The organism is Luedemannella helvata, from assembly GCF_039528415.1.
GTDB lineage: Bacteria > Actinomycetota > Actinomycetes > Mycobacteriales > Micromonosporaceae > Luedemannella > Luedemannella helvata.
Window position 1 is genome coordinate 49,156 of sequence record NZ_BAAALS010000006.1, and the last position, 26,369, is coordinate 75,524.

A 26,369-nucleotide genomic window follows, 5' to 3' on the forward strand; every position below is an offset into this window, starting at 1 on the left:
CTCCTTGGTTAGTTCGCGATGACCGCGTTGGTTTCGGCCGCGGGGCGCGCCACACTGCGCGGCCGCTTCAAAAACAGCAGGAGTACGGGCACCGCGTACGCGATCCAGGCGACCATCTCGATGACGCTCGGCGTCGGGGTCACGTTGAACATGCCGCCGAGCAGCGACCCGTACCAGGTCGTCGGGTCGTACCAACCGGAGATGTCGAACGCGTGGTCGTACAGGCCCGGCAGGATGCCGGCCTCCTGCAGGTCGTGCACGCCGTACTTGAGGATGCCGGCGGCGACCAGCACGAGCAGGCAGCCGGTCACGGTGAAGAAGACCGTGAGGTTGATCCGGATGGCGCTGACGTAGATGAGCCAGCCGAGCACGACGGAGGTGAGCAGGCCGGTCACGATGCCGAGCAAGGGGCCCGCGGTCGTCGAGGCGCCCTGCGCGGCGGCGAAGAACAGCGTGGCGGTCTCCAGGCCCTCGCGGATCACCGCGAGGAACGCCATGGCGACCACGGCGGCGGTGCCGACGCTCACGGCCTCGTCCAGCTTCGTGCGCAGGTCCTTGGCGAGGCTGCGGGCGAACTTCCGCATCCAGAAGATCATCCAGGTGACGAAGACGACCGCCATGATGGAGGTGACCGCCTCGAACAGCTCGCGCTGCTCGTACGTCAGCAGGTCCTTGACATAGAACAGGAACGCGCCGAACCCGATGGAGAGGGCGACCGCGACCCCCACGCCGAGCCACACCTGGGGCAGGATCCGGCGGCGGTCGGTCTTGACCAGGAACGCCACCAGGATGCTGACGACCAGGCTGGCCTCGAGACCTTCCCGGAGCCCGATCAGAAAGTTGCCGAGAAAGGCATTCACGGGCGTGCTCCTGTGGGCGAGGGTTTGGCTTGCCTAACTTAGGTCAGCCATACCTTACGCACCCACTCCCAGCGTTCGTCAAGCGCGTGTCCATCTTGGAACCGCTCCAGAAAAGGCGTGAGGGCGGCCATCGGGCCGCCCTCACGCCTTTCACGTGCGTTCAGTAGCGGTAGTGATCCGGCTTGTACGGGCCGTCGACCGCCACGCCCAGGTACTCCGCCTGCTCCTTGGACAGCTCCGTGAGGTGCACCCCCAGGGCCGCCAGGTGCAGTCGGGCCACCTTCTCGTCCAGGTGCTTGGGCAGCGTGTAGACGCCCACCGGGTACTCGTCGGTCTTGGTGAACAGCTCGATCTGCGCGATCGTCTGGTTCGAGAACGAGTTGGACATGACGAAGCTCGGGTGACCGGTCGCGTTGCCGAGGTTCAGCAGCCGGCCCTCGGACAGCACGATGACCGTGTGCCCGTCGGGGAAGCGCCACTCGTCGACCTGCGGCTTGATGTTCTCCTTGACGACGCCGGGCAGCTTCGCCAGGCCGGCCATGTCGATCTCGTTGTCGAAGTGGCCGATGTTGCCGACGATCGCCTGGTGCTTCATCTTCGACATGTGCTCGGCCGTGATGACGTCGTAACAGCCCGTCGCGGTGATGAAAATATCAGCCGTGGCGACCACGTCCTCGATCGTGGCGACCTGGTACCCGTCCATCGCCGCCTGCAGCGCGCAGATCGGGTCGATCTCGGTCACGATGACCCGGGCGCCCTGGCCGCGCAGCGACTCGGCGCAGCCCTTGCCCACGTCGCCGTAGCCGGCCACGACCGCGACCTTGCCGCCGATCAGCACATCGGTGGCGCGGTTGATGCCGTCGATGAGTGAGTGCCGGCACCCGTACTTGTTGTCGAACTTGCTCTTGGTCACCGAGTCGTTCACGTTGATGGCCGGGAAGAGCAACGAACCGCGCTGCTGCATCTCGTACAGCCGGTGCACGCCCGTCGTGGTCTCCTCGGTGACGCCCTTGATGCCGGCCGCCACCCGCGTCCAGCGCTGCGGGTCCTCCGCGAGCGACCGGTTGAGCAGCTGCAGGATGACCGCGTACTCCTCCGAGTCAGCGGTCTCCGGTGACGGGGCCGCGCCGGCCGCCTCGAACTCGGCGCCCTTGTGCACGAGCAGGGTCGCGTCGCCGCCGTCGTCGAGGATCATGTTGGGGCCGGCCCCGTCGGGCCAGAGCAGCACCTGCTCCGTGCACCACCAGTACTCTTCGAGGGTCTCGCCCTTCCAGGCGTAGACCGGCACGCCCGACGGGGCGTCAACCGTGCCGTCCGGCCCGACGACGATCGCGGCGGCGGCGTGGTCCTGAGTGGAGAAGATGTTGCAGGACGCCCAGCGCACCTGTGCGCCGAGCGCCGTCAGCGTCTCGATGAGCACCGCGGTCTGGATCGTCATGTGCAGCGAACCGGTGATCCGCGCGCCCCGCAACGGCTGGCTCGGGCCGTACTCCGCCCGAAGGGCCATCAGGCCGGGCATCTCGTGCTCCGCGAGCTGGATCTCCTTGCGCCCGAACGCGGCGAGGGACAGGTCGGCGACCTTGTAGTCCCCGGCGCCGACGGTAGCGGGCCTCTCGGCGACCGCATCCACGGCGCGCGACGGCAGCGTACTGGTCATCTGGGCAACTCCTGTGAGGTCCGGGGCCGGCACGACGGCCGGCGGCTTACTCGCCGGACCCCCACCTTACGCGGCAAACCCGACTCGACCCCACGGAGGCGCGGTGACATGTCTGCGGACAGCGCACGGGGCGGTGGTGCCGACCGGACTTTCCGATCACTACACCCCGCCCCGTGCTTCCCCCCGGTTTGGTTCCCCCGCGCGTGGCTCGGACCTTCGTCGCGATAACGCTGCGTGGTCATAGCCTCACACTGCGCTGTCCTAGTGTCAAGCAAAACTCCAAAAATCATTCCATACCAGGAATAAACGCCCTACATTCGACATGATCGTCCCATTCCCGCAGCCCAGCGCCCCTCACCAGGCGCCACCGCCAGAGATCATCTAACCCGTCGCCCGCGAACCCGAAACAGCACCAATAGGCAGCCCAACCGGCGCACGGCGCACGACGCACGGCGCACGACGCACGGCGCACGACGCACGGCGCACGGCGCACGGCGCACGGCGCACGGCGCACGGCGCACGGCGCACGGCGATCTTGGGGCCAAAGCCCACTCATAGGTAGGTTTCGCGCCCAAGATCCTTTTGCATGAACTGATCAGGCCCGCATGACGCATTCACGGTGCGCCCCAGCTCGCGACCAACCGCGACCAAGCCACGAGGCCGGCGCGGCAATCCCGGCGCCGTGCACCCGACGCCAAACCGGTGCCGCTCGCCGAACACCGCGCACGCGGCGCCGCTCCCCCAAGGCCGCGCACCCAACGCCGCGCACCCGGCGCGGCTCACCCAAGGCGTGCGCCCAAGACTGCGCACCCAACACCGCGCACCCGGCGCCACTACCCCAACGCGCGCGCCCAACGCCGCGCACCCGCGGCGGCGCCATGCGCACGCGAATGTCGCTACGGGGTGCCGGCCTGAAAGAGCGTCGCGGTGCCCGTGGCCGCCACCGCCGGCAGCCCGGCTGGCACAAAGGCCGCCTGTCCGGCGAGCAGGTCCAGCCGCTCGTCACGGGCGGTGAGCGTGACCCGCCCCCGCGTGCAGATGATCGACCGGGGCCCGTCGTCCGGCAGCGTCACCCGGCCCGCGACCTCGGCACTGAACAGGCGGAACTCCTCCGCCGGCGTCGACCAGGTCGTGACCTGGTCGTCCACCTTCACCGGCCGCATGATCGGGTCGCGCAGGGCTTCGAAGCGCAGGACCCGAAGCAGCTCGGGTACGTCCACGTGCTTGGCCGTGAGCCCGCCGCGCAGGACGTTGTCACTGGCGGCCATGACCTCGATGCCGGCGCCGCGCACGTACGCGTGCAGGTTCCCGGCCGGCATCCACACCGCCTCGCCCGGGCGCAGCCGGACGTGGTTGAGCAGCAGGGCCACGATGACGCCCACGTCTGCCGGGTACCCCTCAGCGAGCCGCGCCGCGAGCCCGAACGCCGCGGCCACGCGGCCGCCGGCCGGCCGGTCGCCCCAGCTGGCCCGGCCACCGGCCACCGCACCGGCCGCCGCCCCGGCAGCCGCACCGGCCACCGCGCTGACCAGCCCGGCGCGCTCCGCGACGGGCCAGTCCATCAGCAGGTGTACGGCCGTCCGCAGCGCCGAGGCCTCGTCCCCCGGGCCGGCGAGCGCGTCGACGACGGGCCGCAGCTGCGGCACGTTGAAGGCACCCAGCACCTGCGCGGCCTCGGCTGACGGCCGGAACCCGCACAGTGCCTCGAACTCGGTCACCGCAACGAGCAGCTCGGGCTTGTGGGAGGCGTCCGGGTAGTTGCGCTGGGGGGCGCCGAGCGGGATCCCGGCGGCCTCCTCGGCCGCGTACCCGGCCGCCGCCTGCGCCGGATCGGGGTGCACCTGGAGCGACAGCGGCCGCTCCGCGGCGAGGAACTTCAGCAGGTACGGCAACCGCGCCCCGAACCGGGCGACGACCGGGGCGCCGAGCAGGCCGGCCGGGTCCGCCCGGATCGCCTCGTCGAGCGCCACCTCCGCCGCGGAGGCATCCGGGGCCGGTAACCGGGACGGGGCGCTGGGATGCGCCCCGACCCACAGTTCCGCCTCGGGGCCCTCGGCCGGGGACGGCCGCCCTTGCAGCTCGGCGATGACCGTCCGGGAGCCCCACGCGTACGGCCGGATGGAGGTCCGCAGCAGGTGCATCCGGTTCATTCCACGGGTTTGGGCGTGGGGTCGGCGGCGGCGCGGGCCGCGCTGAACAGGTCCGGCTCAAGGTAGATGACGCGGGCGATCGGCACCGCCTCGCGGATGCGCTTCTCGATCGTGTCGATGCCGTGGGCGATGGTGTCGGCGGAGTCGTCGTGGTGTACGGCGATCTTCGCGGCGACGAGCAGCTCCTCCGGGCCGATGTGCAGCGTCTTCATGTGGATGATCCGCTCGGCCTCGGGACCCGCGGTGATCGCCTTGGCGATCGCGTCCACGTGCTCGGCGGTCGCCGACTCGCCGATGAGCAGGCTCTTGGTCTCGACGGCCAGGATCACGGCGATCGCGACGAGCAGCACACCGATCATGATCGTGCCGATGCCGTCCCACAGGCCGTCGCCCGTGATCAGCGTCAGGCCGACGCCGAACAGCGCGAAGACGAGACCGAGCAGGGCGCCGATGTCCTCCAGCAGCACGACCGGCAGCTCGGGCGCCCGGGAGTGGCGCACGAACTTCACCCACGAGGTGTTGCCGCGCACGTGGTTGCTCTCCATGATGGCGGTGCGGAGCGAGAACGACTCCAGGATGATCGCGATGACCAGCACGGTGACGGGCACCCACTGCCACTTGTCGATCGGGTGCCGCTCCTGGATCTTGTGGATGCCCTCGTACAGCGCGAACAGGCCGCCGACGCTGAACAGCACGATCGAGACGATGAACGCGTACAGGTAGCGCTCCCGCCCGTACCCGAAGGGGTGTTGGGGGGTGGCGTGGCGCTTGGCCCGCTTGCCGCCGAGCAGCAGCAGCGCCTGGTTGCCCGAGTCCGCGACGGAGTGGATCGACTCCGCGAGCATCGACGACGAGGCGGTGAGGAGGAAGGCGAGGAACTTGGTGATGGCGATCCCCAGGTTCGCGAGCAATGCCGCGATGATCGCCTTCGTGCCGCCACCTGCGCTCATGTCTGGGTGAACTCCTTCATCTCGGTCACCGCGGGCACCGCGGTCGGGTCAAGTCCATGCGCCAACGCCAGGTAGACGGAGGCGAAGTCGGGTACGGCGATGAGCGAGGCCAGCCGCTCCAGCGGCGAGGCCCCCTCCCCGCGCAGGGTGTCGCAGCGCACGCCGCGGCGCAGCGCGAGCGCCTCGACCGCGTCGGCGCGCCGCTCCTCGACCGCGCTGGGCTCGTCCTCGGCCGCGTCCTCGTCGGCCAGGCCGCCGTCGCGCAGCAGCAGGACCCGCAGGCGCACCTGGTCGGACTGCTCATCCGGGTCGGCGAAGATGTCGCGCTCCCCCTCGGCCAGCCCGCCGTACACCCCGTCGAGCAGGCCCACCCGCCCGCGGCCGGCCTCGCCGAGCGAACCGGACACGACCGGGTAGCGCGCGTTGGCGGACAACATGTCGCCGACCCGCCGGGCCGCGACGGTCGCCAGCGGCGAGGAGCCCCACACGATCGGGATGGAGTTGCCCAAAGCGATCGCCATCTCCTTGGCCGGGTTGACGAACGAGTCGGCCGTCGGCCGGCACCGCTCGGCGTCCGCGTCGAGCCGGGCCGCGGTTTCCGCCAGGTCCGCCTCGGCCACTCTGACCAACCCGAGCGTACGGGCGGCCAGCAGCACGGGCACGGTCACCGCCCAGAGGCTGGCGCGCGCCGGGGCGCGCCGGGGCACGGGCACGAACGGGGCACGGGCACGCTCGGCCAGGGCCTGCAGTTCGGAGTTCGGCGCGCCGATGGCCACGAGCCGGGCGCCCCGGCGGGCGGCCGCCTCGGCGGCGGCGAGCGCCTCGGGGCTGCGACCGCTCGCGGAGACGGCGATCACCGCGTCGGCGGCGCCGACCCAGCCGGGCACGCCCGCGCTGCGGTGCGCCATCACGGGGACCTGGGAGCGCGACCCGGCCACGGTGGCGAGGATGTCACCGGCCCGGGCCGCCGTGCCGACGCCGGCGACCACGACGGCGCGCGGCCGGCCGTCGTCGGCGATCTGGGCGAGGTTGGCCTCGGCGGCGAGCGCGGCCGACTCGCGGACCTGGGCGCCCGCGGACGCCAGCGCCCGCAGCATGCCCTGCTGGTCGGCGTTGGCCAGCGCGGCCGCGTTGTCGAGCAGCGCCTCGTCGAGCTGGCGGTGTCCGCGCAGCCCGGCCTGTCCCTCCAACGGCGTCATGCCGTCCATCGGCATCATGCCGCCACCTCCGGTTCGCTCATGCGCTCTCTCCGGCGCTCGGACCCGTGCCGGGACGCGCCTCGTCGAGCAGCAGCACCGGGATGTCGTCACGGATCTCGAACACCCGGCCGCACTCCGTACAGGTCAGCGTCTGCTCGGCCGGGTCGTGGCGCAGCGGCGCGTGATGCGTGTCCGGGCAGGCGAGGATCTCCAGTAGCTGCGGGTCCAACGGCACCGGAAGCTCCTTCCACGGTCGAACCGGCGGGCTGGAAGGCAGCTTAGCCGCCACCTTCCAGCCCGCCCGTCGCACGTATGCGATATGCCCCCGTCAGGCGCGAACCACACCGAGGATGGCGTCGCGGACCTCGGCCATGCGCTGCTCCGTGGGGGCCTCGACGTTGAGGCGCAGCAGCGGCTCTGTGTTGGAGGCGCGCAGGTTGGCCCACGAACCGTCCGGGAAGCTGAGCGTCAGGCCGTCCAGCTCGTCGAGCTCGGCGTCCGGGAACGCCGCGCGCACGGCGTCCAGCCGGCCCTGCTGGTCGTCCACGGTCGAGTTGATCTCGCCCGAGGCCGCGTACCGGGTGAACTCGGCCGCCAGCTCCGACAGCGGTCGGTCCTGCTCGCCGAGGGCCGCGAGCACGTGCATGGCGGCCAGCATGCCGGTGTCGGCGCCCCAGAAGTCACGGAAGTAGTAGTGCGCGGAGTGCTCACCACCGAAAACGGCCCCCGTCTCGGCCATCTCGGCCTTGATGAACGAGTGCCCGACCCGGGTACGCACGGGCGTGCCGCCGTTCTCGGCGACGATCTCCGGCACTGCCCTGGAGGTGATCAGGTTGTGGATGATCGCCGAGCCGGGGTGCTTGGCCAGCTCCCGGGTCGCGACCAGCGCGGTGATCGCGCTCGGCGGCACCGGGTTGCCGTCCGCGTCGACCACGAAGCAGCGGTCGGCGTCGCCGTCGAAGGCCAGGCCGATGTCCGCCCCGTGCGCGACGACCGCCTTCTGCAGGTCGACGATGTTCTCCGGGGCCAGCGGGTTGGCCTCGTGGTTGGGGAAGTCGCCGTCCAGCTCGAAGTACATCGGGATGATCGTCAGCGGCAGGGCGGGCAGCGCCTGGTCGCCCAGGACGGCCGGCACGGTGTAGCCGCCCATGCCGTTGCCGGCGTCGACGACGACCGACAGCGGCCGGATGCCGCTCAGGTCGACCAGCGTGCGCAGGTGTGCGGCGTACTCGACGAGCAGGTCGCGGGTCTCCTCGGACCCCTGCGCGGTGGGCGACCAGCCGTTGTCGACGATCGCCTGGGCCCGGTCGCGGATCTCGGCGAGGCCGGTGTCCTGGCCGATCGGCTTGGCGCCGGCCCGGCACATCTTGATGCCGTTGTACTTGGCCGGGTTGTGGCTCGCCGTGAACATCGCGCCGGGCAGGTTGAGGCTGCCGGAGGCGAAGTAGAGCAGGTCGGTCGAGCCGAGGCCCGCCATGATCACGTTGGCGCCCTCGCCCCGCGCGCCCTCGCTGAACGCGGCGGCCAGGCCCGGCGACGAGGCGCGCATGTCGTGCGCGATGACGATCGTGTCGACGGCCTCGCCGCCGGCGGCCAGCGTCTGCACGAAGGCGGCGCCCACGGCGCGGGCCACGTCCTCGTTGAGCTGGTCGGGGACGGTGCCCCGCACGTCGTACGCTTTCACGATCGCCGAAAGGTCAGCCACGGGCCCGCTCCCTTGAACTAGTTCGTCAGGCACAGCGTAACGAGGCCCGGTTACCGCCGAGCGCGCACCACGTTTCGCGCTAGATATCGATATTTGTGAGTACCATCACCCGCGGCTCGGTGTAGTCGTCCATGGCTGAGCGCAGCCCTTCGCGACCCTCCCCGGAACCCTTCGTGCCGCCGTACGGCATCTGGTCGGCGCGGTAGCTCGGTACGTCCCCGATGATCACTCCGCCGACCCGCAGCGCCCGGTGCGCCGCGAACGCGGTCTGCAGGCTGTGCGTGAACACCCCGGCCTGCAGCCCGTACGCGGAGTCGTTGACGGCCGCGAAGCCGGCCCGGTCGGACTCCACCGGGGCCATCACCAGCACCGGCCCGAAGACCTCCTCGGCGCACACCCTCGCGTCGGCCGGTACGCCTGTCAGGACGGTGGGCGCGTAGCTCGCCCCGTCGCGTACGCCCCCGGTGTGGACAGTGCCGCCGGCGGCGAGCGCCTCGCTGACCCACGCCTCCACCCGCTTGGCCGCGTCCTCGCTGACCAGGGGCCCGACATCCGTGGCCTCGTCGGCCGGGTCGCCCGTGCGCAGGGCCTCGACCCTGGCGATGACGCGCTCGCGCAGCCGATCGAACACGTCGCGGTGGGCGATGACGCGCTGGACGGCGATGCAGCTCTGCCCTGCCTGGTAGTTGGAGAAGGTGGCGATGCGGGTGGCCGCCCAGTCCAGGTCCTCGTCGGTGGCCCAGTCGGCGCACACCAGCGCGGCGGCGTTGCCGCCGAGCTCCAGCGTGACGTGCTTGTGCGGGACGGCGGCGCGGATCCGCGCGCCGACCGGGCCGGAACCGGTGAACGACACGACCGGCAGTCGCGGGTCGGCGACCAGGTCGCCCGCGCGCTCGTTGGGCACCGGCAGCACGGAGACCATGCCGGCGGGCAGCTGCGTGCCGGCCAGGATCTCGCCCAGCAGGAGGGCGGACAGCGGCGTGGCCGGCGCGGGCTTGACCACGATGGGGGCGCCGACCGCGAGCGCGGGGGCGACCTTGTGGGCCACGAGATTGAGCGGGAAGTTGAACGGGCTGATGCCGAGCACGGGCCCCCGCGGGACGCGCTTGACCAGGGCCAGCCGGCCGGCCGCGGCCGGGTCGGTGTCGAGGCGCTGCAGCTCGCCGCTGAACCGGCGGGCCTCCTCGGCCGCCCAGCGGAACGTGGACACGGCGCGCCCGACCTCGGCGCGCGCCCACTTGAGCGGCTTGCCGTTCTCGGCGGTGATGAGCCGGGCGACCTCGTCCGCGCGCTCGGCGAGCGTTGCCGACACGTGGTCGAGCGCCGCGGCCCGCACGTACGCGGGCAGCGCGGCGGCCTCCTCGGCCACCTCGGCGGCAGCCGCCACGGCGGTCTCCACCTGCTCCGGCGTGGCCCACGAGGTGGTACCGACGACCCGGCCGTCGTAGGGGTGCGTCACGACCAACTCGTCCGCACCGGTCCGCGCCTTGCCTGCCACCCAGAACGGGATCATCGACGCCACCTCCTCCCCGCAGCCTAGACCGAGGCCTCATGACACGGAAACAGTCGCCGCTTACCTTGTCTGCTGCGGATTCGGTTGCGAAGATGGCGAGCAAATTGCGATTACGGGAGTCTGAAGATGGCGGACAAGCGGATCCTGCGGAACTTCATCAACGGCGAGTACGCCGAGCCGGCCGACGGCGGCTACGCCGACCTGATCGACCCGTCCACCGGCGAGGTGTTCGCCGCGGCCCCGGTCTCCGGCGCCGCCGACGTGGACCGGGCGATGGACGCCGCAGCGACGGCGTTCGCCTCGTGGGGCCGCACGACGCCGAAGGAACGCCAGCTGGCGCTGCTGAAGCTGGCCGACGCCGTCGAGGCGCGGGCCGAGGACCTGCTGGACGCCGAATGCCTCAACACCGGCAAGCCCCGCCAGCTCACCGCCGACGAGGAGATCCCGCCGTGCGTGGACGAGCTGCGCTTCTTCGCCGGCGCGGCCCGCATGCTGGAGGGCAAGGCGGCCGGCACCTACCTGGCCGGCCACGAGTCGTACGTGCGCCGCGAGCCGATCGGCGTCGCGGGCCAGGTCACCCCGTGGAACTACCCGCTCATGATGGCCATCTGGAAGATCGCCCCAGCGCTCGCCGCCGGCAACACGGTCGTCCTGAAGCCCTCGGACACCACCCCGCTGTCGACGCTGCTGCTCGCCGAGATCGCCGCCGAGTTCCTGCCGCCGGGCGTGTTCAACGTCGTCACCGGCGACCGGGACACCGGCCGCGCCGTCGTGTCGCACCCGACCCCGCAGATCGTGTCGATCACCGGCTCGACCCGGGCGGGCCGCGAGGTGGCCGCCGCCGCCGCGCCGGACCTCAAGCGCACCCACCTCGAGCTGGGCGGCAAGGCCCCGGTCGTCATCTTCGACGACGCCGACATCGCGGCGGCCGCCGAGTCGATCGCCATCGGCGGCTACTTCAACGCGGGCCAGGACTGCACGGCCGCGACCCGGGTGCTGGTCGGCCCCGGCATCTACGACGAGTTCGCCGCCGCCCTGGCCGAGCAGGCCCGCAACACGAAGACCGGGGCGCCCACCGAGGAGGACATCCTCTACGGCCCGCTGAACAACGCCAACCAGCTCGCCCGGGTGACCGGCTTCATCGACCGGCTGCCCGACCACGCGAGCCTGCTGGCGGGCGGCTCGCGCCAGGGCGAGCGCGGCTACTTCTACACGCCCACGGTGGTCACGGGCGTCCGCCAGGACGACGAGATCATCCAGGACGAGGTCTTCGGCCCGGTCATCACCCTGCAACGGTTCACCGACGAGGACGAGGCGGTCCGCTGGGCCAACGGCGTCGAGTACGGCCTGGCCGCCTCCGTCTGGACCCGCGACCACGGTCGGGCCATGCGGATGACCACGAAGCTCGACTTCGGCTGCGTCTGGGTGAACACGCACATCCCGTTCATCTCCGAGATGCCGCACGGCGGCTTCAAGCACTCCGGCCACGGCAAGGACCTGTCGCTCTACAGCCTCGAGGACTACACCCGGGTCAAGCACGTCATGCACTTCATGGGCGAGGCGTGACCATGGCCCGGTCCGAGGAGTTGGGTAAGCGCCGCGCGGCCGCCGTGTCGCGCGGCGTCTCCAGCCTGCTGCCGTCGTACGTGGACCACGCCGGCGGCGCGACCCTCACGGACGTCGAGGGCCGCGAGTGGATCGACTTCGGCTCCGGCATCGCGGTGACCAGCGTCGGCAACGCCGCCCCGCGCGTGGTCGAGGCGGTCAAGGCGCAGGTGGAGCGCTTCACCCACACCTGCTTCATGATCTCCCCGTACGAGTCGTATGTGGCCGTCTGCGAGCAGCTCAACGAGCTGACGCCCGGCGAGCACGACAAGCGCTCGGCCCTGTTCAACTCGGGCGCCGAGGCCGTCGAGAACGCCGTGAAGATCGCGCGCCACCACACGGGCCGCCCGGCCGTCGTGGTGTTCGACCACGCCTACCACGGCCGCACGAACCTCACGATGGCCCTGACCGCCAAGAACATGCCGTACAAGCACCGCTTCGGCCCGTTCGCCGGCGAGATCTACCGCGTGCCGATGTCCTACCCGCTGCGCGACGGCGGCCTGCCCGGCGACGTCGCGGCGGCCCGCGCCATCGACCTCATCGAGAAGCAGGTGGGCGCGTCGAACGTCGCCGCCGTGCTCATCGAGCCCATCCAGGGCGAGGGCGGCTTCGTCGTGCCCGCGCCCGGCTTCCTGCCCGCCCTGCGCGAATGGGCCACGCAGGCCGGCGCGGTCCTCATCGCCGACGAGATCCAGACAGGCTTCTGCCGAACGGGCTCCTGGTTCGCCTCCTCCCACGAGTCGGTCGTGCCCGACCTGGTCACGACGGCCAAGGGCCTGGCCGGCGGCCTGCCCCTGGCCGGCGTCACCGGCCGCGCCGAGATCATGGACGCCGTGCACCCCGGCGGCCTGGGCGGCACCTACGGAGGCAACCCCGTGGCCTGCGCGGCCGCCCTCGCCGCGATCGAGACCATGCGCGCCGAGGACCTCAACGCCGCCGCCCGCCACATCGAATCCGTCATGCTCCCCCGCCTTCACGCGCTCGCGAGCCGCCATGCCGTCGTGGCCGATGTCCGCGGCCGCGGCGCCATGCTCGCGATGGAATTGACCCACGGGGGTACGACAGAAAGCGCCGCCCGCACGGGCCCACCGCCCAACCCCGAGGTGGCGGCAGCCGTGGCACGCGCCTGCCACGAGGCGGGCCTGCTGGTGCTGACGTGCGGCACCTACGGCAACGTGCTCCGCTTCCTGCCGCCCCTGGTCATCACGGACGCCCAGCTCAACGCCGGCCTGGACATCCTCGACGCGGCGTTCGGGGAGGTGGCCGGGAACTAGCCGCCAGCAGGGGCCGCGCAGCGCGGACCTGTCATGCCACTATTCTGTGCGAACAGTTCCACGTCTGATGAGGTGATTTGTGTGAGGGTCTCCGGCCGGGTCCAGCCGCTGTCGAACCACCAACCCTCACACGTCAGGAAGCCCTGCATTGGACATGCGTACGTTCACGATCCGCGAGACTAGCCAGCGGATCCTCAACCCGTTCACCCCCGAGAAGCTCGCGACGCTCGGCGACGCCCTGCACCTGCGTGCCGGGCAGACCATCCTCGACCTCGCCTGCGGCAAGGGCGAGCTGCTCTGCACCTGGGCCCGCGACCACGGCACGGCCGGCGTCGGCGTTGACGTCAACCCCGTCAACACGCAGGCCGCGTCCGCCCGGGCCGCGCAGCTCGGTGTCGCCGACCGGCTCACGTTCATCGAGGCCAACGCGGTCGGCTTCGTGGCCGACACGCCCGTCGACGTGGCCGCGTGCATCGGCGCGACCTGGATCGGCGACGGTGTCGCCGGCACGGTGGAATTGCTGCGACGCAGCGTCCGCCCGGACGGCCTGCTGCTGATCGGCGAGCCCTTCTGGCGGCTCGACCCGCCCGACCTGGAGACCGTCCACGGCTGCTGGGCGTCGAGCAAGGAGGACTTCCGGTCCCTGCCGGACCTTGTCCGCCTCTTCGGCGAGCTGGGCTGGGACCTCGTCGAGATGGTGCTGGCCGATCAGGACAGCTGGGACCGTTACAGCGCGTCCCAATGGTTCAACATCCGGACCTGGCTCGACGCCAACCCGGAGCATGAACTGGCCGCGCAACTGCGCGAGGAGCTCACCACAGCCCCGGTGCGCTACGTCCGCTACGGGCGTGAGTACCTCGGCTGGGGCGTCTTCGCGCTGAAGCAGCGCTAGCCACCCGTACGAGAAGAGGTGGAGACGGCGTGGACGAGGTCCCGTTGGTCGGCGGCAACGTGGCGGAGTCGGTGGTGCGCGTCGGTGCGACCGTGCGCAAGCCGGCAACGACCGCGACCCCGGCCATCGAGGCCCTGCTGCGCCATCTCGCGGCGGTCGGCTTCGCCGGCGCGCCGCGCACCCTGGGTCGCGACGAGAAACAACGACACATCATCGAGTACGTGCCGGGGAGCATGGCGGACGCGTTGCCGCCCATGACACCGGCCGAACTGCGGCGGGCCGGCGGGCTGATCCGGGACTACCACGACGCTGTCGTGACGTTCCGCCCGCCGGCCGGCCTGCGGTGGGACCTGGTCTTCGAGCCCGAGGGCGCGGAGCTGATCTGCCACAACGACCTGGCCCCCTGGAACCTGGTGCGCGGGGACGGGCGCTGGGTCTTCATCGACTGGGACGGCGCGGGCCCGGGCACCCGACTGTCCGACCTGGCGTACGCGGCCCACGGGTTCACGCCGCTCTCCCCCGGCGGTTCACCGTCCGTGGACGCGCCGCGCCTGCGCGCCCTGGCCGACGGGTACGGCCTGGACGAGGCGCAGCGCCGCGCCCTGCCGCCGCTGATCGTCGCCCGCACCCGCGCCATGTACGACCTGCTCCATACGTCGTCGCTGACGGGCGCCCAGCCGTGGGCCCGGCTGTACGCCGAGGGCCACGGCGATCACTGGGGCCCGGCGGCGGACTACATCGAGGAGCACCTGGCGGTCTGGACCGCCGCTCTGCTCGATTGACGACTTCTGATCTTCGTACGGGTGTACTAATGTGGGGCCATGCTCACGGGGGAGCTGTCCACCATCGCCGGCGCGTTGACGCGCCTGGCCGCGCAGCCGGCCTGGGCGCGAGTCGACACGCAGCTGCTGGCCGACTGCGCGGCGCTGCACGTGTTGGAGCAGCGGGTGGCTGGCCTCAAGCTGGGCCTGCTGGGCGAGCTCGACGAGCGTGGCCTGGCACGGGAGGCGGGGGCGACCTCCACAGTGGCCTGGCTGCGCTGGCGCTGGCATGTCTCAGGCGGATCGGCAGGTTCGATGGTGCGGCTCGCCCGGGCGCTACGCCGCTACCCGGCCACACGCGACCGCCTGCTCACCGGCGAGATCAACGCAGAACAGGCCCGCACGATCGTCGACGCTCTCGACGCGGTTCCCCACGACGCGCTCGACGCGGGGCCGGACCCTGACGCCACGCCGCACCCTGACGCCACGCCGGACCCTGACGCCACGCCGCACCCTGACGCCACGCCGCACCCTGACGGCGGGCATGATCCTGACGGGAGGGCTGCTGACGCGCAGACGCCCCGTCCTGTCGTCGTGGCTCCCGTGACCACCGTGGGCGGGCACCTTGTGGCGCGGATCGAAGGGCTGCTCCTCTCGCACGCGGAGGCGCTGGGTCCGCGCGAGTTGCGCATCGCCGGGCGGCATGCGCTGACGGTGATCGCCCCGGACATCGCCGACGAAACTGAGCGCCGCGCACTGGAACAGGCCGAAGCGCGGGCCCGCCGGGCACGGCGGCTCGATCTGCAGGACGACGCGCTCGGTGGCACGGTCATCCGGGGTTACCTCGACCGCGAGGGCGCGACGATCCTGCGCACCGCGCTGGATCCGCTGTCGGCCCCGCGCGGGGTGGGCGACGGACGCACGGCCGGTCAGCGGCGCGCCGACGCCCTGGTTGAGGTCTGTCACAAGGTCATGGGCCACAGCGACCTGCCAGCCCGCAGTGGCCTGCCAGCCCGCAGTGGCCTGCCAGCCCGCAGTGGCCCGCCAGCCCGCAGTGGCCCGCCAGCCCGCGGTGGCCCGCCAGCCCGCGGTGGGCTGCCGGCCCGCGGTGGCCAGCCGACCCAGCTCGTGGTCACCACGAGCTTCGACGCACTGACCCGCACGCTCGGCGTCGGGCACACCGACCACGGCGAGGCGCTCAGCGCGGCCACGGTGCGCCGGCTGGCGTGCGACGCGGCCATCCTGCCTGCCGTGCTGTCCGGCGAGGGACAGGTCCTCGACGTCGGCCGCGCACGGCGCCTGTTCTCCGGGCCGGCGCGGCGGGCCCTTGCCATCAGGGACCAGGGCTGCGCCTTTCCCGGCTGCGACCGCGAAGCCGCCTGGACCGAGGCGCACCACATGCTGTCGTGGCTCGACGGCGGGCCCACGGACGTCGGCAACGGCGTGCTCGTGTGCCGGGTCCATCACCGGCTCCTGCACGAGCCGGACGGCTGGCGGGTGCGCCTGAGCAAGGACGGCCTGCCCGAGTTCATCCCGCCGCCGTGGATCGACCCGGAGCAGCGGCCGATGCGCAACACCCGCTACCGGATCCGGGCGCCCTGACCGGCCGGCCCTCGGCGGAGGGCTAGAACTTCATACCGAGGTAGGTACTGCCCTCGGGTACGCCCGGGACGTCGAGGACCTCGAAGCCGACCCGGTCGTAGAACGCGCGCGCCTTCACGTTGGCGGTCGCCACGCCCAGGTGGACGGCGCGGACCCCCACCTCGCTGAGGGCTCCGACGAACGACTCGATCAGCTGGCGGCCGAGGCCGCGGCGCTGGTAGGCGGGGAGGATGTCGATGTGCAGGTGAGCGGGCCAGGCGGCCAACGCCGGCACGACCATCCGCTCAGGATGACGCAGACTGTCCGCCATCCCCTGGTCCGGCGTGGGCGGCTCACCGTCCGCTCGGCCACCGTCCGCTCGGCCACCGTCAGCCAGCGGGTACCTGTCGGCGACCAGCGGCAACCACTCCTCGCGGAACCGGCGCGCGAACGTGGCCGTGTCCGCCGTACCCAGCACGTAACCGACGACACCGGCCGGCTCGTCGGTGCCGCCCGGGTCCTCAACGACAAAGGCCCGAGCCGGCTCCAGGTGGGCATAGGGCAGGGCGAAGATCGCCGGCAGCACGCTCGGGTCGGCGTAGCGGTCAGTCGCGTCCTCGCCGGCCGCACCGGTGCGGATGCACACGTTGATGAGGCCGGGATCGTCGGTGGGTCGGTACGGGCGGATTACTGGCACACGACCAGAATGCCAGCCTTACGGTTCCACCTGCGGTCACACGGACGTTGGAGTGTCGCGGATGCCCCACGGGGAGCCGTACTCCGTCAACAGGTCCAGGAAGGGAACCGGGTCGAAGGCCTCCGGACCCAGCACTCCGGCCTGAGGGCCATCCGGGCCGCCCCACCGGCCGGTCGCCAGCAGCTCCAGCGCCACCACCGGGTTGATGGCGGTCTGCCAGACGACGGCCTGCGAGCCGTACTCCCGCATAGACCACCCGTTGTCGACGACGTGATAGAGGTACGTCTCGCGGGGACGGCCGGCGAACGGCGTACCTTCAGCGCCAACGCCCCGCACCCACGTGCCCGCGCAGGTCTTGCCGGTCATCCGGTCGCCCAGTCCGGCCGGGTCGGGCAGGCACGCGGCCACGACGTCACGCGGGCTGACCTCGACACGGCCGGTCAGGCCGGCCACGGGACCCGAGACTGGCCCCGACACCGGCCCCGAGACTGGCACCGACACCGGCGTGGTCGCGTCCAGGCCGAGCTTGTGCAGCGTACGAAGCACTTCGATGAATTCGTTGCCGAGGCCGTACTTGAACGTTACCCGGCCGGCCTTCACCCAACGCGGGATGAGCAGGACCTCCTCGTGCTCCACGTTGACGCACTCGACCGGGCCGATCCCCTCGGGAAAGTCGAAGACCTCCGGCTCGGAAAACGGCTCGGTGGTGTACCAGCCGCGCTCCTTCTCCCAGATCACCGGCGGGTTGAGGCACTCCTCGATCGTGGTCCAGATGGAGAACGACGGCGCGAAGTCGTACCCGGCCACGGTCAGGTTCGCCCCGTCCCGCACGCCGATCTCGTCGATCGACGCGAACAGGTGGTCGGCGGCGTACCGGGCGAAGACGTCCGACAGGCCCGGCTCGACGCCGATGCCCACCAACGCGAGCCGCCCGGCCCGCGCCCACGCGTCCGCGGCCGCGAACTGCTCGTCACCGAGCTTCACGCCCGGCAGCTCGTAGGGCCGCTCGGGATGGGGCCGCGACAGCGACATCGCCATGTCCAGGTAGTCCGCCCCGGCCGCGAACGCGCCCTCGAAGATCGGCATCACGAACCGCGGGTCGACCGCGTTGAGCACGTGCGTGATCCGCTGCTCCCGGCACAGCGCGGCCACCGCGGCCGAGTCCGACGCGTCGATCCGCAGGGCACGAAAGCGGGGGTCTCCCACCGCGGCGACCGCACCCTCCGCGCGGTCAAGATCATAATCACTGACGTGGTACGCGTCGAAGAAGGCGCGTCGGGCCGCGATCCGAACGGCCGCGGCGCCGACGCCTCCGGCACCGATCTGCAGTACTCGCATGTTGTTTCCTTACCGAGGGGGATGAATCGGGGGATCAGGTCGCTGTTCACGAGCCGGTATTCACGAGCCGGTATTCACGAGCCGGTATTCAGGAGTCGGTATGCATGAGCCGGTATTCAGGAGTCGAAGCCCAGGCCGAGGCGGTCGAGGGTGCGTAGCCACAGGTTGCGACGGCCCTCGTGGGCGTCCGCGCGCGCCAGCGACCATCGGGTCGCCTGGATGCCCAGGTAGCGCACGGGTTCCGGCGGGAAGGGGGTCGGCTTGCTCCGTACAAAGCGCAGCGACGTGAGCGAGTCGCGTTCAAGGCCATGGTCGGCGGGAAGGCCGAGAAGTTCGAGCACGACCGCGGCGCCGAAGCGGGTGGCGCCCACGCCCAGGCCGGTATAGCCGGCGGCGTAGGCCAGGCGACCGCCGTAGGCGGTGCCGAAGAAGGCGCAGAACCGGCTGCACGTGTCGATGACGCCGCCCCACCGGTGCGAGAACCGCACCTGGCCAGCCAGCTGCGGGAACGTGTCGAAGAACTGGATCGCCAACAGCGAGAAGGTGGCCGCCCGCGACTCCAGCGACGGGTCGACGCGGTTGCCGTAGTGGTAGATGGCGTCGTAGCCGCCCCAGAGGATCCGGTTGTCGGCGGTGAGGCGGTAGTAGTGGAACTGGTTCGCCGAGTCGGCCAGGCCCTGCCGATGCCGCCAGCCCAGGGACGCGAGCTGCGCCGGTGTGAGGGGCTCGGTGACGAGGGCATAGTCGTAAACCGGCGCCACATAGGCCCGCAGTCGTCGCAGCAGCGGCGGGAACGCGTTGGTCGCGAGCACCACCCGGCCGGCCCAGACGGTGCCTGCGGGGGTGGTCAGTTTCAGGGCCGGGCCGTCCGCGCGCACAGCGGTGACCTCGGTCTGTTCGGCGATGCGGACGCCCGCGTCCAGGCAGGCCCGGCGCAGGCCCCAGACCAGCTTGGCGGGGTCGAGCATCGCGGTGGTGTCGCGGTGCCAGACGCCGCCGAGGTAGGTGGGCGAGTCGAGCTCCGCGCGGGTCGCCGCGGCGTCGAGGCGGTCGGCCCGCAGCCCGAAGCGGTCGGCGAGGTCGGCCTCCTCGTCGAGGACGGCGAGTTGCCAGGGCGCCGTGGCCACCGAGAGTTCGCCCGTACGCTCCCAGTCGCAGTCGATGCCCAGCTCGACGACCGTGCGCTCGATGGCGTCGAGGTTGCGCCGGCCGAGCGCGACCAGGGTGTCGATCTCGTCGGGGAAGCGATCCAGGCCGTTGGCCGGACCGTGGGTGAGGCTCGCCGCGCAGAAGCCGCCGTTGCGGCCGGATGCCGCCTCGCCGCACGTGCCGCGTTCCAGGATGAGCACGTCGAGAGCCGGGTCCGCGCGCTTGGCCAGCAGCGCGGTCCACAGTCCCGAGTACCCGCCACCGACGATGGCGAGGTCGGCCTCCGCGTGTCCGGTCAGCTCCGGCAGGGGCGACGGGCACCCGGGCCGGTCCCACCAGAACGGGACCGGCACGGCCCCGGCTGGCACGGCATCGGCTGGCACGGCATCGGCTGGCACGGATTCGGCTGGCACGGCATCGGCTGGCACGGTATCGGCTGGCATGGCATCAGCTGGCATGGCATCAGCCGGCGCGTAGGGCTGCGCGTTGTGCGGCCCGGCGGCGCCAGCTGAGGAACTCGCCGACCGCGACGATGAGGAACGCCACCAGGAACATCACCGTGCCGACGACGTTCACCTCGCGCGGGATGCCGCGCAGGGACGAACCCCAGACGAACATCGGGAACGTCGCGAACGTCGAGCTGGTGTTGAAGTTCGTGATGATGAAGTCGTCGAACGACAGCGAGAACGACAGCAGCGCGGCGGCCAGGATGCCCGGCGCGACCAGCGGCAGGGTGACCCGCAGGAACGTCTGGCGCTCACTGGCGTACAGGTCCATGGCCGCCTCCTCCAGGCGGGGGTCCATGCCGGCCAACCGCGCCTTCACGGTCACGACGACGAACGAGACACAGAACAGGATGTGCGCGATCAGTACGGTCACGAAGCCCAGCGGGATGCCGGCCGAAATGAAGAGCGCGAGCAGCGACGAGCCCATGACCACCTCGGGCGTCGCCATCGGCAGGAAGATCAACAGGTTGAGCGGCGCGCGCCCGCGGAAGCGGTACCGCGCGAGCGCGAACGACAGCAGGGTGCCGAGGATCGTCGCCACGACCGTGGCGGCCAGGCCGATGAGCAGGCTGTTGACGACCGCGTCGCGCATCTCGCCCGGCTGCAGCGCCGCACGCCAGTACTCCGTGGTGAAGGTGCCGTTGAGGTCGTAGTCGAGCCGGCCGCCCGACTGGTCGAACGACAGCCGCACCACGTAGTAGATCGGCACGAACATGTAGATAAGAACGAGGATTCCCACCCACAGTGTCCAGCGCTGGGTAATCCACCGGATCATCACAGCACCTCCTCTGTCCCGGCACGGCGGACATAGACGAGGACGAGGATCAGGATCGAAACCATGAGGACGAACGACAGCGCGGCGGCCGAGGGATAGTCGGTGACGACCAGGAACCGGGACTGGATGACGTTGCCGATCATCGTGGTGTTCGGTGTGCCCAGCAGCGACGAGTTGATGTAGTCGCCCATCGCCGGGATGAAGGTCAGCAGCGTGCCGGCGACCACGCCGGGCATGGACAGCGGCAGGGTGATCTTGCGGAACGCCGCGAACGAGTTGGAGTACAGGTCGCTGGCGGCTTCCAGGAGCCGGCCGTCGAGCTTCTCCAGGCTGGCGTAGAGGGGCAGCACCATGAACGGCAGGAAGTTGTAGATCAGGCCGCACACCACGGCGAACGGGGTGGCCAGCAGCTGTAGGTCGTCGGGGATGAGCGGCAGGCCGCGCAGGAACTGCACCAGCCCACCGTTGTCCGACAGGATCGTCTTCCACGCCAGCGTACGCAGCAGGAAGCTGGTGAAGAAGGGCGCGATCACGCAGACGAGCAGCAGGTTCTTGAACCGGCCCGACCTCTGCGCGATGGCGTACGCGAGGGGATAGCCGAGCAGGAGGCACACCACCGTGGTGATCGCCGAGTAGAGCAGGGAACGGCCGAACTGCGGCAGGAAGTCGCGCACCGCGTCGACGTAGTTGGCGAAGTGCCACGTCATCGCGTAGCCGTCCTGCAGCGACCCGGACGGGTCGTACAGGCTCGTGGCGAATAGCGAGACGAGCGGCACGATGAAGAAGACGACCAGCCAGAGGCCACCGGGCAGGAGCAGCAGGTACGGCAGGAGCTTGCGGCGCTTGGCGCCCGCGACCGGTTCGCTTGCCCGCGGCGGAACGGCCGAACCCGTACCGGCCCCGAGGTGCCCGAACGCGCTCATGACACGGCCGGCTCAGTGGTTGGTTCAGGTTCCCGATGCAGGACGAACGAGTGCGACGGGTGCCAGTAGGCCACCACGGGCGTATTGGGCGTCAGTGGACCGCCGGGCTGGGCGTTGGCCGAGAACGCCGACAGCTGCTGGCCCCATGGGGTGCGCAGCAGGTACTCGGTGCTCACCCCCGCGTAGCAGGTGTCCGTGACGACCGACTCGATGCCCACATGCCCGGCCGGCAGCTCCGTGCCGGCGGGCGCCAACTGCACCTTCTCCGGGCGTACGCCCAAGAAGACGCTGCCCTGCGCGGACCTGGCGCGGTCCGCGGGGGCCGGGAAGCGCGTGCCTCCCACGTCCAGGGTGAGGTCGTCGCCCGTGCGGCCCGTCACCGTCGCGGACAGCAGGTTGGACTGGCCGAGGAAGTTGGCGACGTAGGCGGTCGCCGGGAACTCGTACATGTCGGCGGGGGCGCCGAGTTGCTCGATGCGGCCCGCGTTCATCACCGCGACCGTGTCGGCCATCCACATGGCCTCCTCCTGGTCGTGCGTGACGTGCAGGAACGTGATGCCGACCTCGGTCTGGATGCGCTTGAGCTCGATCTGCATCTGGCGGCGCAGCTTGAGGTCGAGCGCGCCCAGCGGCTCGTCGAGCAGCAGGACCTGCGGACGGTTGATCAGCGCCCGGGCGAGGGCGACGCGCTGCTGCTGGCCGCCGGAGAGCTGTGCCGGCCGGCGGGCGCCCAGGCCGCCCAGCTGCACCAGCTCCAGCATCTCGTCGACCTGCGGCTTGAGGTTCTTCACTCCGCGCCGGCGCAGGCCGAAGGCGACGTTGTCGAAGATGTTCAGGTGCGGGAACAGCGCGTAGCTCTGGAAGACCGTGTTGACGGGGCGCTGGTACGGGCGCTTGTGGGCGATGTCCACCCCGCCGAGCAGCACCTTGCCGGACGTGGGCTCCTCGAGACCGGCGACCATGCGCAGGGTGGTCGTCTTGCCGCAGCCGGACGGGCCGAGAAGCGCGAAGAAGGAGCCCTGCGGCACGGTCAGCGTGAGGTCGTCGACCGCGGTGAACGCGCCGAACCTCTTCGTAACGTTGGCCAGGTGCAGGTCGCTCATCCGCCTACGCCCCGATGACCTTCTGGAACTTCTCCTGGTACGCCTTTTCCTCGGCGTCCGTAAGGCTCTGGAAGTCCTTGGCCTTCGCCATGTCAGCGGCGCTTGGGAAGATCAACGGGTTCTCCGCCAGCTCCTTGTCGATCTTCGCCATCTCCGCCTGGGCGCCTTCGACCGGGCAGATGTAGTTGACCCAGGCGGCGAGTTCCGCGGCGACCTTCGGGTCGTAGTAGTAGTTCATGAGCTTCTCGGCGTTCGCCTTATGCGTCGCCTTGTTCGGCACCATCATGTTGTCCGTGAAGTAGGTCAGGCCCTCCTCCGGGTTGACCCACTTCACGTTCTCGTTCTCGAAGCCCAACTGGATGACGTCACCCGACCAGGCGATGCACGCCGCGATGTCGCCCTTGTCGAGGTCCTGGGCGTAGTCGTTGCCGGTGAACTTGCGGATCTGGCCCGATTTGACGGCCGCGTCGAGCTTGGTCAGCGCCGCGTCGAACTGCGCCTCGGTGAAGTTGGCCGGGTCGTTGCCGTTGGCCAGCAGCATGAGCGCCATGGTGTCCTGCATCTCGCTGAGCATGGTCACCTTGCCCTTGAGGTCCGGGCGGGTGAGCAGCTCGTTGATGGTCCTGACCTCCTTGGCGACCTTCGCGTTGTAGGCGACACCGGTGAGGCCGGCCTGCCAGACGACGCTGTAGTCGTTCTGCGGGTCCCAGCCCGGGCCCTTGAAGGAGGCGGCGAGGTTGGCCGCGACGTTCGGGAGGTTGGCCTTGTCGAGCTTCTGCATCCAGCCGAGGCGGACGAGCTTTCCGGCCATCCAGTCGGTCATCGTGACGATGTCGCGGTCGATCGCCTGACAATCGCCCAACTGCTTGTTGATTTTGCCGAAGAACTCGTTGTTGTCGTTGATGTCCTCCGTGTAGGTCACCTTGATGCCGGTCTGGCTCTCGAAGGCGAGCAGAGTCGGACGCTTAGACTCGTCCTTCTCATCAACGTCGATGTAGAGGGGCCAGTTGGAGAACGCCAGCGTCTTCTCGGTCGCCGACTTGTCCTCGCTGACGCAGGAGGCCTCCGTCTGCTTCGTTCCCTCGGTGCCACAGGCCGCGAGCGAGCCGCCGAGGGCGGCCAGCGCGCCGGTCGCCGCGGCGCCGCGCATCAGGGTGCGGCGGGAGACGACAGACCCGCCAAAGACAGACCCGCCAAAGGCGGAACCCGAGAAGGCGGACAGCACGGCGGCCGCCTCCGGCGAAAGCGGCTTGCGAGGGGAAGTGCGCATAGCGTGCTCCTACGGGGGGTCGGACGAACCGGCGATGATCATCGGGGGGCCTGGTGATCCGTTCAGGTGAGCACCGATCCTGGCAGACCAAAGCCGCCGTCACAAGGGATTCCGTTGCGGTTGTAGCGGCTCGCGACGAAATGCGCGACACTCTCGGCGTCGGTCACGTCCTAATCGGCATCGTTCGCGCCGACCGGAAACCGTGGAGCAACGCCCAAGACACGCCACGGTAACGATTCAGGGAGCTACGTCATGTCACAGCCGCGAACGCCGGAGCCGCGCACAGCCGAGCAGCACACGCCCGAGCAGCACACGCCCGAGCCGCGCACACCCGAGCCGGTTGGGCAGCGCCGCAACGGCGGCCGGGACGCCGCGCGCCATGGTGGGCGCGAGGGGGCCAACCCGCTGCTGGACGATGTCGCCAAGCAGATCATCGAGCAGTTGCAGGAGGACGGGCGGCGGCCCTACGCGACGATCGGCAAGGCCGTCGGACTGTCCGAGGCGGCGGTCCGACAGCGGGTGCAGCGCATGCTCGACGCGGGCATCATGCAGATCGTCGCCGTCACCGATCCCCTTCAGCTGGGCTTCCCGCGCCAGGCGATGATCGGCATCCGGACGTCCGGCGACCTCGATCGCACCGCCGACCGGCTCGCCGAGCTCGTCGACATCGACTACGTCGTGATCACGGCCGGCTCCTTCGACCTGCTCACCGAGGCGGTGTGCCGCAACGATGACCATCTGCTGGAGATCCTGCAGCAGGTCCGCTCCGTGGAGGGCGTCACGGCCGCCGAGGCCTTCGTCTATCTGAAGCTCCGCAAACAGACCTATAGCTGGGGCACCGCGTGAAGCCCAGAAAACTACGGAATCCGTTGCCATAGGTGTCATCGACTGCGCTTAGGGCTTGCCGAGCCGGAATATCTGTGCGATAACCGTTGTGCCGAGACCGGGGGCACTTTGCCCCTGGGCATGAGCCCGGAGGCGGACAATGGCCGATATGGAACGGGAACAGATCGGCGAGCACGCCGCCGACCACCTGTGGATGCACTTCACCCGGATGTCGTCCTACCACGACGCGGAGGTGCCGGTCATCGTCCGCGGCGAGGGCGCGTACGTCTGGGACCAGCACGGCAAGCGCTACCTGGACGGGCTCGCCGGCCTGTTCGTCGTGCAGGCCGGGCACGGCCGCACCGAGCTGGCCGAGGCCGCCGCGAAGCAGGCCGCCGAGCTGGCGTACTTCCCCCTGTGGTCGTACGCGCACCCGAAGGCCGTGGAGCTGGCCGAGCGCCTGGCCACCCTCGCGCCCGGCGACCTGAACCGGATCTTCTTCACCACCGGCGGCTCCGAGGCCGTGGAGAGCGCGTGGAAGCTCGCCCGCGCGTACTTCAAGCGGGTAGGCAAGCCGACCAAACACAAGGTCATCTCGCGGCACATCGCCTACCACGGCACGTCCATGGGCGCCCTGTCGATCACCGGGCTGGCCGGCATCAAGGCCGACTTCGAGCCGCTCGTGCCGTCGGGCGTCAAGGTGCCCAACACGAACCTCTACCGAGCGCCGGCAGGCACCGCCGGACCGGACGGCCCCGATGGCATGCCCGGCAACGACGCGGAGGCCTTCGGGCGCTGGGCGGCCAACCGGATCGAGGAGGCCATCCTCTTCGAGGGCCCCGACACGGTCGCCGCCGTGTTCCTGGAGCCGGTACAGAACTCCGGTGGCTGTTTCCCGCCGCCGCCCGGTTACTTCCAGCGGGTCCGCGAGATCTGCGACAGGTACGACGTGCTGCTGGTATCCGATGAGGTGATCTGCGCCTTCGGCCGGCTCGGGGAGTACTTCGGATCGCAGCGCTACGGGTACCAACCGGACATCATCACGTGCGCCAAGGGCCTCACCAGCGGGTACGTGCCGCTGGGCGCGATGATCGCGAGCGAGCGGCTGTTCGAGCCGTTCGCCACGGGCTCCGACACGTTCCTGCACGGCATCACGTTCGGCGGGCACCCCGTCGCGGCCGCCGTGGCGCTGGCCAACCTCGACGTGTTCGAGCGCGAAGGGCTGCTGGCTCACGTGCGTACCCATGAAGGGGTCTTCCGGTCCCACCTGGAGCACCTTCGCGATCTGCCGATCGTCGGAGACGTGCGCGGCGACGGGTACTTCTACGGCATCGAGCTGGTCAAGGACCAGGCCACCCGGGAGACCTTCAACGACGACGAGTCGGAGCGGCTGCTGCGCGGCTTCCTGTCGAAGGCCCTGTTCGAGGCCGGGCTGTACTGCCGCGCGGACGATCGGGGTGACCCGGTGGTGCAGCTCGCCCCGCCGCTGATCTGCGACGAGTCGCACTTCGCGGAGATCGAACAGATCCTGCGCGGCGTGCTCACCGAGGCCTGGCGACAGCTGTAGTGGGCTACCGGGCCACACCTAACGACGGGGCCACACCGAACGACGGGGCCACACCGGATTATCGGGCGC

22 protein-coding genes are annotated in these 26,369 nt (G+C 70.6%); 7 read left to right on the forward strand and 15 right to left on the reverse strand.

All coding sequences use genetic code 11. The features are described from left to right. Nucleotides 1-8: 8 nt before the first annotated feature. From efeU to ABD191_RS07935, 8 genes are all read right to left on the reverse strand, one after another. Entirely contained in the window at nt 9-860 is an 852-nt protein-coding gene (efeU, locus tag ABD191_RS07900; protein ID WP_344078486.1) for an iron uptake transporter permease EfeU, read from the reverse strand. A gap of 160 nt (nt 861-1,020) precedes the next feature. Then, complete coding sequence (gene ahcY / locus ABD191_RS07905; RefSeq protein WP_344078488.1) at nt 1,021-2,517, reverse strand: adenosylhomocysteinase; 1,497 nt, start codon at nt 2,515-2,517, stop codon at nt 1,021-1,023. An 896-nt stretch (nt 2,518-3,413) separates the two neighbouring features. Continuing rightward, nucleotides 3,414-4,658: a mannose-6-phosphate isomerase, class I gene (gene manA, locus ABD191_RS07910; RefSeq protein WP_344078490.1), complete on the reverse strand. Its 1,245-nt coding sequence runs from the start codon at nt 4,656-4,658 to the stop codon at nt 3,414-3,416. A 5-nt stretch (nt 4,659-4,663) separates the two neighbouring features. Beyond that, on the reverse strand, nt 4,664-5,617 hold the full coding sequence (locus tag ABD191_RS07915; RefSeq protein ID WP_344078492.1) for a cation diffusion facilitator family transporter: 954 nt from the start codon (nt 5,615-5,617) through the stop codon (nt 4,664-4,666). After that, the gene (locus ABD191_RS07920) at nt 5,614-6,825 is read right to left on the reverse strand and encodes an SIS domain-containing protein (protein WP_344078808.1); all 1,212 of its coding nucleotides are present in this window, start codon (nt 6,823-6,825) and stop codon (nt 5,614-5,616) included. Before ABD191_RS07920 ends, ABD191_RS07915 begins: the two co-directional genes overlap by 4 nt. Nucleotides 6,826-6,853: 28 nt before the next feature. Beyond that, complete coding sequence (locus ABD191_RS07925) at nt 6,854-7,051, reverse strand: Trm112 family protein (RefSeq protein WP_344078494.1); 198 nt, start codon at nt 7,049-7,051, stop codon at nt 6,854-6,856. Nucleotides 7,052-7,144: 93 nt separating this feature from the next. Then, complete coding sequence (locus ABD191_RS07930; protein ID WP_344078496.1) at nt 7,145-8,521, reverse strand: phosphomannomutase/phosphoglucomutase; 1,377 nt, start codon at nt 8,519-8,521, stop codon at nt 7,145-7,147. Between the two features lie 79 nt (nt 8,522-8,600). Next, nucleotides 8,601-10,034, reverse strand: a complete 1,434-nt coding sequence (locus tag ABD191_RS07935; protein WP_344078498.1) for an aldehyde dehydrogenase family protein — start codon at nt 10,032-10,034, stop codon at nt 8,601-8,603. A 126-nt stretch (nt 10,035-10,160) separates the two neighbouring features. Here ABD191_RS07935 and ABD191_RS07940 point away from each other — a divergent pair, with 126 nt between their 5' ends. From ABD191_RS07940 to ABD191_RS07960, 5 genes are all read left to right on the forward strand, one after another. Next, nucleotides 10,161-11,600, forward strand: a complete 1,440-nt coding sequence (locus tag ABD191_RS07940) for a gamma-aminobutyraldehyde dehydrogenase (protein WP_344078500.1) — start codon at nt 10,161-10,163, stop codon at nt 11,598-11,600. Nucleotides 11,601-11,602: 2 nt separating this feature from the next. After that, nucleotides 11,603-12,913, forward strand: coding sequence for a 4-aminobutyrate--2-oxoglutarate transaminase (gene gabT, locus ABD191_RS07945; RefSeq protein WP_344078502.1), 1,311 nt, complete (start codon nt 11,603-11,605; stop codon nt 12,911-12,913). A gap of 154 nt (nt 12,914-13,067) precedes the next feature. Continuing rightward, the gene (locus tag ABD191_RS07950) at nt 13,068-13,805 is read left to right on the forward strand and encodes an SAM-dependent methyltransferase (RefSeq protein WP_344078503.1); all 738 of its coding nucleotides are present in this window, start codon (nt 13,068-13,070) and stop codon (nt 13,803-13,805) included. Nucleotides 13,806-13,834: 29 nt separating this feature from the next. Then, nucleotides 13,835-14,587, forward strand: coding sequence for a phosphotransferase enzyme family protein (locus ABD191_RS07955; RefSeq protein ID WP_344078504.1), 753 nt, complete (start codon nt 13,835-13,837; stop codon nt 14,585-14,587). A gap of 39 nt (nt 14,588-14,626) precedes the next feature. After that, nucleotides 14,627-16,168, forward strand: a complete 1,542-nt coding sequence (locus tag ABD191_RS07960) for an HNH endonuclease signature motif containing protein (RefSeq protein WP_344078506.1) — start codon at nt 14,627-14,629, stop codon at nt 16,166-16,168. A 22-nt stretch (nt 16,169-16,190) separates the two neighbouring features. On the opposite strand, the gene ABD191_RS07965 is transcribed toward ABD191_RS07960, so the two are convergent. From ABD191_RS07965 to ABD191_RS07995, 7 genes are all read right to left on the reverse strand, one after another. Beyond that, nucleotides 16,191-16,844 (reverse strand): GNAT family N-acetyltransferase, encoded by a 654-nt coding sequence (locus ABD191_RS07965; RefSeq protein ID WP_344078508.1) that lies wholly within the window; start codon nt 16,842-16,844, stop codon nt 16,191-16,193. A gap of 36 nt (nt 16,845-16,880) precedes the next feature. Then, nucleotides 16,881-18,182, reverse strand: a complete 1,302-nt coding sequence (locus tag ABD191_RS07970) for a saccharopine dehydrogenase family protein (protein ID WP_344078510.1) — start codon at nt 18,180-18,182, stop codon at nt 16,881-16,883. A 116-nt stretch (nt 18,183-18,298) separates the two neighbouring features. Beyond that, nucleotides 18,299-19,744 carry an NAD(P)/FAD-dependent oxidoreductase gene (locus ABD191_RS07975; RefSeq protein WP_344078512.1) on the reverse strand — a complete coding sequence of 482 codons (1,446 nt, stop codon included), beginning with the start codon at nt 19,742-19,744 and terminating at the stop codon, nt 18,299-18,301. 49 nt (nt 19,745-19,793) lie between these two features. After that, on the reverse strand, nt 19,794-20,612 hold the full coding sequence (locus ABD191_RS07980; RefSeq protein WP_344078514.1) for an ABC transporter permease: 819 nt from the start codon (nt 20,610-20,612) through the stop codon (nt 19,794-19,796). Further along, entirely contained in the window at nt 20,612-21,535 is a 924-nt protein-coding gene (locus ABD191_RS07985) for an ABC transporter permease (RefSeq protein ID WP_344078516.1), read from the reverse strand. The genes ABD191_RS07980 and ABD191_RS07985 overlap by 1 nt, the downstream gene beginning before the upstream one ends. Continuing rightward, nucleotides 21,532-22,638 (reverse strand): ABC transporter ATP-binding protein, encoded by a 1,107-nt coding sequence (locus tag ABD191_RS07990; protein WP_344078517.1) that lies wholly within the window; start codon nt 22,636-22,638, stop codon nt 21,532-21,534. The genes ABD191_RS07985 and ABD191_RS07990 overlap by 4 nt, the downstream gene beginning before the upstream one ends. Nucleotides 22,639-22,642: 4 nt before the next feature. Continuing rightward, nucleotides 22,643-23,908 (reverse strand): polyamine ABC transporter substrate-binding protein, encoded by a 1,266-nt coding sequence (locus tag ABD191_RS07995; protein ID WP_344078519.1) that lies wholly within the window; start codon nt 23,906-23,908, stop codon nt 22,643-22,645. Between the two features lie 405 nt (nt 23,909-24,313). Between ABD191_RS07995 and ABD191_RS08000 the strand changes: the two genes are divergently transcribed. Next, a complete protein-coding gene (locus ABD191_RS08000) occupies nt 24,314-24,754 on the forward strand; it encodes an Lrp/AsnC family transcriptional regulator (RefSeq protein ID WP_344078809.1) in 441 nt (146 codons plus the stop codon). Nucleotides 24,755-24,902: 148 nt separating this feature from the next. Beyond that, entirely contained in the window at nt 24,903-26,300 is a 1,398-nt protein-coding gene (locus ABD191_RS08005) for an aspartate aminotransferase family protein (protein WP_425560680.1), read from the forward strand. Nucleotides 26,301-26,369: the final 69 nt, after the last annotated feature.

Bases quoted from the DNA above. Each gene is read 5' to 3' on its own strand.
- ahcY (WP_344078488.1), bottom strand. From the start codon at position 2,517: ATGACCAGTACGCTGCCGTCGCGCGCCGTGGATGCGGTCGCCGAGAGG.
- manA (WP_344078490.1), bottom strand. From the start codon at position 4,658: ATGCACCTGCTGCGGACCTCCATCCGGCCGTACGCGTGGGGCTCCCGG.
- ABD191_RS07915 (WP_344078492.1), bottom strand. From the start codon at position 5,617: ATGAGCGCAGGTGGCGGCACGAAGGCGATCATCGCGGCATTGCTCGCG.
- ABD191_RS07920 (WP_344078808.1), bottom strand. From the start codon at position 6,825: ATGGACGGCATGACGCCGTTGGAGGGACAGGCCGGGCTGCGCGGACAC.
- ABD191_RS07935 (WP_344078498.1), bottom strand. From the start codon at position 10,034: ATGATCCCGTTCTGGGTGGCAGGCAAGGCGCGGACCGGTGCGGACGAG.
- ABD191_RS07940 (WP_344078500.1), top strand. From the start codon at position 10,161: ATGGCGGACAAGCGGATCCTGCGGAACTTCATCAACGGCGAGTACGCC.
- gabT (WP_344078502.1), top strand. From the start codon at position 11,603: ATGGCCCGGTCCGAGGAGTTGGGTAAGCGCCGCGCGGCCGCCGTGTCG.
- ABD191_RS07950 (WP_344078503.1), top strand. From the start codon at position 13,068: ATGCGTACGTTCACGATCCGCGAGACTAGCCAGCGGATCCTCAACCCG.
- ABD191_RS07960 (WP_344078506.1), top strand. From the start codon at position 14,627: ATGCTCACGGGGGAGCTGTCCACCATCGCCGGCGCGTTGACGCGCCTG.
- ABD191_RS07970 (WP_344078510.1), bottom strand. From the start codon at position 18,182: ATGCGAGTACTGCAGATCGGTGCCGGAGGCGTCGGCGCCGCGGCCGTT.
- ABD191_RS07980 (WP_344078514.1), bottom strand. From the start codon at position 20,612: ATGATCCGGTGGATTACCCAGCGCTGGACACTGTGGGTGGGAATCCTC.
- ABD191_RS07985 (WP_344078516.1), bottom strand. From the start codon at position 21,535: ATGAGCGCGTTCGGGCACCTCGGGGCCGGTACGGGTTCGGCCGTTCCG.
- ABD191_RS07990 (WP_344078517.1), bottom strand. From the start codon at position 22,638: ATGAGCGACCTGCACCTGGCCAACGTTACGAAGAGGTTCGGCGCGTTC.
- ABD191_RS07995 (WP_344078519.1), bottom strand. From the start codon at position 23,908: ATGCGCACTTCCCCTCGCAAGCCGCTTTCGCCGGAGGCGGCCGCCGTG.
- ABD191_RS08005 (WP_425560680.1), top strand. From the start codon at position 24,903: ATGGAACGGGAACAGATCGGCGAGCACGCCGCCGACCACCTGTGGATG.